The sequence below is a fragment of the Longimicrobium sp. genome (assembly GCF_036388275.1).
In the GTDB taxonomy this organism is placed as follows: domain Bacteria; phylum Gemmatimonadota; class Gemmatimonadetes; order Longimicrobiales; family Longimicrobiaceae; genus Longimicrobium.
This window is the reverse complement of sequence record NZ_DASVSF010000087.1, coordinates 24,066-31,656: the sequence shown is the minus strand read 5'-3', so window position 1 is coordinate 31,656 and position 7,591 is coordinate 24,066. Positions and strand designations below refer to the sequence as shown.

Annotated in this window: 5 protein-coding genes and 1 pseudogene; all 6 read left to right on the top strand. The window is 68.7% G+C overall.

Going from position 1 to position 7,591, the window contains the following annotated elements; genetic code table 11:
* Window positions 1-120 (top strand): annotated as a pseudogene (locus VF632_RS18290) (IS5/IS1182 family transposase); the annotation flags it as partial.
* A 753-nt stretch (window positions 121-873) separates the two neighbouring features.
* Window positions 874-2,718 (top strand): peptidase domain-containing ABC transporter, encoded by a 1,845-nt coding sequence (locus VF632_RS18285; RefSeq protein ID WP_331024377.1) that lies wholly within the window; start codon window positions 874-876, stop codon window positions 2,716-2,718.
* Entirely contained in the window at window positions 2,715-3,947 is a 1,233-nt protein-coding gene (locus tag VF632_RS18280; protein WP_331024376.1) for an HlyD family secretion protein, read from the top strand. Before VF632_RS18285 ends, VF632_RS18280 begins: the two co-directional genes overlap by 4 nt.
* Window positions 3,944-4,801 (top strand): S8 family peptidase, encoded by an 858-nt coding sequence (locus VF632_RS18275; RefSeq protein ID WP_331024375.1) that lies wholly within the window; start codon window positions 3,944-3,946, stop codon window positions 4,799-4,801. Before VF632_RS18280 ends, VF632_RS18275 begins: the two co-directional genes overlap by 4 nt.
* The gene (locus tag VF632_RS18270) at window positions 4,791-5,006 is read left to right on the top strand and encodes a type II toxin-antitoxin system HicB family antitoxin (RefSeq protein WP_331024374.1); all 216 of its coding nucleotides are present in this window, start codon (window positions 4,791-4,793) and stop codon (window positions 5,004-5,006) included. Before VF632_RS18275 ends, VF632_RS18270 begins: the two co-directional genes overlap by 11 nt.
* 743 nt (window positions 5,007-5,749) lie before the next feature.
* On the top strand, window positions 5,750-7,138 hold the full coding sequence (gene lpdA / locus VF632_RS18265; protein WP_331024373.1) for a dihydrolipoyl dehydrogenase: 1,389 nt from the start codon (window positions 5,750-5,752) through the stop codon (window positions 7,136-7,138).
* The last annotated feature ends 453 nt before the right edge of the window (window positions 7,139-7,591 follow it).

The following is a 7,591-nucleotide window of genomic DNA, read 5'->3' as shown; positions in this document are numbered from 1 at the left end:
GCTTGGCTGGGGCGCTGCCGCCGTTTGAGCAAGGACTACGAGGGCCTGCCGGAGAGTAGCGAAGCATGGATCCATCTTGCGATGTCGGGTCTCATGCTCCGTCGGCTTCGGCCAAGTTGACATTTCTCAACACCCTCTGAGGCCCAGGCGAACGAGATCGGCCCGTAGCACATCCGTCGCGGGCCGAAGGATCTAGCCCGGGGCACGTACAAGCCTGGGCGCGGCAGCGGGAACCGGAGCCGAGGCCTCGTCCCTGCTGGGGCGAATGAATTCGCGGCAACGACGGCCCGAAGTCCGCCTTCGCGGACTGCACGCGCAGTGGAGTGCACCGAGGCGAGCTGGACCGCACGCGAATTCTCCCCTCTCCGCATGCGCAGCATGCGGAGAGGGGCCGGGGGAGGGGCCCCCGCGGAATGCGAGGCACCCCGTCGAACCCAATCGAAGTTCTCCCCTCTCCCGCTTGCGGGCCGCTTGCGGGAGAGGGGGCCGGGGGAGAGGGCAGCCGGGGCATGCGCCGGAGCGTTCGAAGCGCATCGACCTCCGCCAGGGATGCCAGCCCAAGCGCCTGCACTCGCGTGACGCACCGGGCTGGCTCCCTTCCCCCACGCCGTTTGTGGGGGAAGGGTTGGGGATGGGGGGCGCCTTCGGAATGCACCGAACCCAGCCTTGCCGGGTATGAAGTTCCCCCTCTCCCGGCGCAGTTTGCCGGGGGAGGGGAGACCGGGGGAAAGGAGGCACCGCCCCGGAGGTGCAGAAACTCCGTCCCGCGACTATCTTACAAGCTGGCCGAAAACGACGAGTCGGGAACCGCGTCCCCACTCCTCGTTCGGCCCGCGACCCGCACCTGACTACGCGTTCCATGCCGATGGCCTGATGCCGCCACGCCCAACCGCAGAAATCCCGCCGCTGCGGGAAGCCTTTCAGCAGTTCATGCGGCTGATCCGGCTGATCCGCCCGTACTGGGGCCCCCTCGTCAAGGGGATGGCCCTGGGGCTGGTGCTGGGGATGATCGGCATGATCACCCCGTACCTGTCCAAGCTGCTGATCGACGAGGTATACCCCACCCGCTCGATCACGCTGATGCACGTGCTGGTGGCCGGCCTGCTGGCCGTCGCCGTCGCCCAGGGGGTGATGGGCGCCATCCGCGGCTACTTCACCATGTTCACCACCGCGCACCTGACCAACGCCACCGGACTGCTCTTCTTCAACCACCTGCAGCACCTGCGCATCCGCTTCTTCGACGAGCACCGGGTGGGCGAGATCATGAGCCGGTTCGGCGACGTGCGCACCTCGCTGGGCACGGTGTCGCGCGTGTTCGAGACGCTGTTCGTCAACGGCGCGTACCTGATCCTGGTTCCGCCCTTCCTCTTTCTGATCCAGTGGAAGCTGGCGATCGTGTCGCTGATCACCATCCCCCTGACGATGCTGATCACCACGATGTCGGCGCGGCTGATGAGAAAGTACTGGAAGCAGAGCGCCGAGGCGTTCGCCGACCTGGGCGCCTTCCAGGTAGAGGTGCTCAGCCACATCCGCACGCTCAAGGCGATGGCCGGCGAGCACCAGGTGTACGCGCACGCCCAGAAGCAGATGAAAGGCGCGCTGAGCGTGCAGCTGAAGGGCGGGGGGTTCGGCCAGGTGTTCATGGCTACGAACACCATCGTGCGGGCGCTGGGAACGGCGGTCTACACGTGGTACGCGTGGCGCCTGATCCTGGCGCAGCAGATGACGCTGGGCGACTACATCGCGTTCACCGCCTACATCGGCTACCTGTACAACCCCATCAGCCAGATCTCCAACCTCTTCGCCGAGTTCCAGCAGTCGGCCGTGAGCCTGGGGCGCATGTTCGAGTACCTGGACGCCCCCACCGAGCAGGACCCCGCGCTCTCGTACCTTCCGCCCCAGCCGGTGAAGCACGTGCTGGAAGGCGACATCCGCCTGCGCGGCGTGACATTCGGCTACACCCGGGAAAAGGCCGTGCTGCGCGGCGTGAACATCCACTTTCCCGCGGGGGCGATCACGGCGGTCGTGGGCCACAGCGGGGTGGGCAAGTCGTCCATCCTGCGCCTGCTGACGCGGATGGAGGACCCCAACGAGGGGCAGGTGTTCTTCGACGGCATCCCCGCCACCAGCATCGCCATCTCCGACCTGCGGCGGCAGGTGTCCGTCGTCTGGCAGGAGTTCAGCCTGATGAAGGGCACCGTCTGGGAAAACCTGACGATGGGCTGCGAGAACCCCACCCGGGCCGACGTGGACGACGCGGTGAGGCTGTGCCGCCTGGAGCCGCTGATCCGCGACCTCCCCGAGGGATACGAGACGCAGGTGGGCGAGTGGGGATCCACCCTCTCCGGCGGCCAGCGGCAGCGGCTGTCGCTGGCCCGCGCGCTGATCCGCGACGCCCCCGTGCTGCTGCTGGACGAGGCTACCTCCAATGTGGACATGGCCACCGAGTCGCAGATCCTTCGCGACCTGTTCGGCCGGCTGCAGGGAAAGACGATCGTCTTCGTGACCCACCGCGTGGCCACCGCGGCCATGGCCGACCAGATCATCGTGCTGGAGGGCGGCAATGTGGCCGGCTCCGGCACCCACGCCGAGCTGCTGCAGAGCAGCGACGCCTACCGCCAGCTGCTGAACGCCGGCGATGTGCCCGATGACGGGCGGCGGCTTCGCGCCGTGGCTCCGGCCCCGCGCCGTGGCCCCGGCCACGCGGTGACGCCATGAATGCACCCAGGAACGCCGAGGGCCGCATGAATGCGCCCAAGAACGCCGAGGCCAGCGTGATTCCCCTGCGCCTTCCCGACCTGGGCGACGACGGGCAGCCGGGTGCAAGGTTCGTCAAGCGCGCGGTGACCTACACGCTGGCGTTCATCGGGCTGCTGCTGGTCACCGGCCTGCTGGTGTCGATGTTCGTGAGCATGGACATCACGGTGAAGACGTCGGGCGTGCTGGAGCCGGTGCAGCTGTGGCCGGTGCGCGCGCAGGCCGGCGGGGTGGTGCGCGAGGTGCTGGTGAAGTCCGGCGACACGGTGGCCGCGGGGCAGCCGGTGGTAAGGCTTGACGCGCTGGCACTGGAAACGCAGCTGGCCCAATTGCAGGCGCAGCTGCGGTCGGCGGAGATCGACCGGGCGCGCAGCGCGGCCGCCACGCCGCTGGAGCGCGCGCAGCAGTCCGAAAAGCTCGACCGCGCCCGCGCCCGGCTGTCTACCTCGCGCGCCACGCTGCTGCAGCGGATGGTGGAGCACGGGCTGGGCACCAACGTCGACTCCATGCTGGCGGCGCACCGGCCGGGGCAGCACGTGACGCTGGACCTGGCCGTGGGCGAGGTGCGCGGCGCCGAGGCCGAGATCCGGCTGACCGGCACCGAAACGGGGATGCTGGCGCTTCGCGGGTTCGACGAGCGCAAGACGGGAACGGAGATCGACCGGCTGCGCGCCCAGGCCGCCGAGGTCGAGCAGCGCATTGCCCGCAGCACGGTGCTCGCGCCCGCCGCGGGCGTGGTGCTCACCGACGACGTGGAGCGGCGGCTGCCGGGTGCGCTGGTGCAGGAGGGCGTCACGCTGCTCGAGGTGGGCGACCTGGCCGACTGGCGGGTGACCATGCTGGTGCCCGAGCGCGACGTCAACAAGATCGAGCTGGGCGACCGCGTGCGGCTGGAGGTGCAGGCCTTCCGCCAGTCGGACCGCCGGCAGCTGGAGGCCCGTGTCACCCACGTGGCGTCGGAGCCGGCAGGGTCCGGCGCCGCGCCCGGAGCGGGGGGCGCCCCCGCGGCCGCGCCGACGGGCGGCGGCGTGTACCGCGTGGTGGCCTCGCTGGACCGCGACCAGGTGGAGCCGGGCGAGCTGGAGCGCTTTCGGCGCGGCTACAGCGTCAGCGCCAACGTGGTCACCCGGTCCGGGCGCATCCTGGAGCTGGTGTGGAACTACGTGGGCGAAAAGCTGAACCGGAAGTGAACGGCGCGGAGCCGCTGCAGGGGCGTGCGGAGCCCCCCGCCTGGGTGCGCGAGGCGCTGGGCGGGGCCACGGGGCGGGGCATTCGCGTGGCGGTGATCGACAGCGGGTGGGACCGCACGATCGACGATCCGCGTGTGCTGCCGGGCATCTCGTTCGTGGACCCGGATGACGATTTCGCGCTCGGGCAGAACGGCGACGACCACGACGTCCTGGGCCACGGCACCGCGTGCGTGGACCTGGTGCTGCGGGTGGCGCCAGATGCGCGGGTGGTGCCCGTCCGCGTGTTCGGCAAGCAGCTCGAAACGTCGCCGGGCACCATCCACGCCGCGCTGCTGTGGGCCATCGAGGCGGGCGTGCAGGTGATCAACGTAAGCCTGGGCACGCGGCTGGAGTACGCGCGCGACGCGCTGTACGTGGCGTGCGAACGGGCGCGACGCGCGGGGATCATCGTCGTCACGGCGGGGCACAACGCCAACGACTGGAGCTATCCCGCGATCTTCGAGAACGTGATCGGCGTGTCGGCGGCGAAGTTCGCCTCGCCGTACGAGTTCCGCTACCGGGCGGAGCACGCCATGGAGTGCGTGGCGTGGGGCGTGGAGCAGGAGGTCAGGTGGCTCGGCGGCGGGCGGGTGGTGAAGCACGGCACCAGCTTCGCGGCGCCGAACGTGGCCGGCATCGTGGCGCTGATCCTGGAGGTGCACCCGGGCGCCACCATCGAGGAGGTCCGCGAGATGCTCTCCCGCCTCGCCCTGCCCGCGATCGAGCCGACGGAGTCGCCGATTGTCGCTGGCACAGGACGTTTCGGTGAGGGTAACGATGCAGGACTTCAGGAGGAGAGCGAGAATGCGGAATGAATTTACCGCCATCGTTGAACGTGACGGCGACTGGTTCGTAAGCTACTGCCCCGAGATTCCGGGTGCGAACGGTCAAGGCCGCTCCAAGGAAGAATCACTGGAAAGCCTGACGCAGGCGATCGAGCTGGTGTTGGAAGACCGGCGAGAAGACGCGCTTCGCGGAGTGCCCGCCGGTGCGCTGCGCGAAACGGTAACGGTCGGATGAAACGCGGCAGCATTGCTGCGCCACCTTCGGATGTACGGGTGCTTCCTCAAGCGCGAGGGCAGCGCCCACTCGTTGTGGTCCAATCCGGCGACCGGCGCGGTGGAAGCAGTTCCGCGCCACACTGAGGTTCCTGATCTCCTCGCTCGCAAGATCTGCCGCGCGCTCGGCGTTCCTGAGATCGGCAGGTGATGCATCGGTGAATCGTGCGGATGAGAAGTTGAAGCCCCGAGCGGGACGCGCCAGCGGCCCGAGTCGGGGCTTACCGCTTTTCGAGCGGCGGGTTCACCCGCTCACGTGGGGATGGGGCAGTCTCGATCCGCTGGTGCGCTTCGAATCGTGTGTGGCGGATCCCTCAGTCGCTGCAACCGAATGATGTGCGTGCAGGTTTTCCGTGGCCGCTTCCATCGGGATGACAACGGTTGGCTCCGGCAGGTGCGGTGAGTGTATCGTTGGACGGTCTTGCGCCGCGGGCGCGCGGGCCTGAGCTTGCTCGCGGCTTGATCCTCGCTGTTTGCCGGCGAGCCTGAACGCGGGTGCAACCGAACGCACTCACGCACTGACGCACTCACGCACTGACGCACTCACGCACTGACGCACTCACGCACTGACGCACTGACGCACTCACGCACTGACGCACTCACGCACTGACGCACTCACGCACTGACGCACTCACGCACTGACGCACTCACGCACTGACGCACTCACGCACTGACGCACTCACGCACTCACGCACTTTCGTTCCGATGGCAGAAGATACATTCGACCTCATCGTCCTCGGCGGCGGGCCGGGCGGGTACGTGGCCGCCATCCGCGCCGCACAGCTCGGGCTGAAGACGGCCTGCGTGGAAAAGGAAGACGCGCTCGGCGGCACCTGCGTGCGCGTGGGCTGCATCCCCAGCAAGGCGCTGCTCGACAGCACCGAGCTGTTCGACCAGATCCGCCACAAGTCGGAACTTCACGGCATCACCGTCGGCGAGCCGGCGATGGACGTCGGCAGGATGCTGGCGCGCAAGGACGCCGTGGTGAAGAGCAACACCGACGGCGTGGCCTTCCTCTTCAAGAAGAACAAGATCGAGTGGGTGCGCGGCTTCGGCCGGCTCACCTCGCCCGAAACCATCGAGGTGGCGGCGGAGGGCGGCGCCCGCACGCTGCGCGCAAAGACCATCATCCTCGCGCCCGGCTCGGTGCCCATCGAGCTTCCGTTCCTGAAGTTCGACCACGAGCGCATCATCGACAGCACCGGCGCGCTGGCCCTGCCCGAGATCCCCGGGCACCTGGTGGTCGTGGGCGGTGGCGTGATCGGTCTGGAGCTGGGCAGCGTGTGGCGGCGCCTGGGTGCCAAGGTCACGGTGCTGGAGATGGCGCCCACCATCTTTCCCGGGATGGATGCCGAGATCGTGCGCCAGTCCGACCGCATCTTCCGCAAGCAGGGCTTCGACATCCGCACCGGCACGCGCGTCACCGGCGCCGAGCGGAAGGGCGACAAGGTGTCCGTTTCCATCGACGGGCAGGAGCCCATCGAGGCGGATTACGTGCTGGTGGCGGTCGGGCGGCGGGCGTACACCGAGGGGATGGGCTTCGAGGAGGCCGGCGTGCGGCTGAACCGCGGCGTCATCGAGGTGGACGAGCGGTTCCACACCGGCGTCGGCAACGTGTACGCGATTGGTGACGCCATCGGGGGGCGGATGCTGGCGCACAAGGCCGAGGAAGAGGGCGTGGCCGCGGTGGAGTTCTCCGTCGGCAAGCACGGGCACGTGAACTACGATGCCGTGGCGAACGTCGTCTACACCTGGCCCGAGATCGCCTCGGTGGGGATGACGGAGGAAGAGGCGAAGGCCGCCGGGCGCGAATACCGCGTGGGCAAGTTCCCCTTCCAGGCGAACGGGCGCGCACGGGCGATGGCGGAAACGGACGGAATGGTGAAGGTGATCGCGGACGCGAAGACCGACCGGCTGCTGGGCCTGCACATCCTGGGGCCGCGCGCCTCGGACATGATCGCCGAGGCGGCGCTGGCGATGGAGTTCCACTCCAGCGCCGAGGACATCGCGATGACGGTGCACGCGCACCCCACGCTTCCCGAGGCCGTCAAGGAAGCCGCCCTCGCCTCGCTGGGTCGGGCCATACACATCTGATCGTATCGCCCGGCCGGAACAGGGAGCGCCGCATCCTCACGGGTGCGGCGAAGGCATCGGCCTTCACACCGCCCCAACACACGGGAACTCGCATTCCATGGAACTGAGACGCACCGCCTTGATCCTCGCGTTCATGGTCCCGCTCGCCGCGTGCGAAGGGCCGACGGGCCCTGCTGGACCTGCGGGGCCTCAAGGACCTGCTGGCCCCACTGGTCCCCAAGGACCTGCTGGTCCAGTGGGCCCGCAAGGACCCGCCGGGCAACCCGGTGCGCAAGGGCCCGCCGGACCGGCGGGCGCAACCAACCGACTGTTCTACCAAGCGATCATTCCAACCACCGAGACGCTTTTCACGAACTACCTCCCTGCGGCAGCGAGCGCGAACAACACGCTGCCTTCGGTTCAGTGCTACATCTCCGACGTGCCGGCCGGCCCTTATTTGCAGATCAGCGGCGA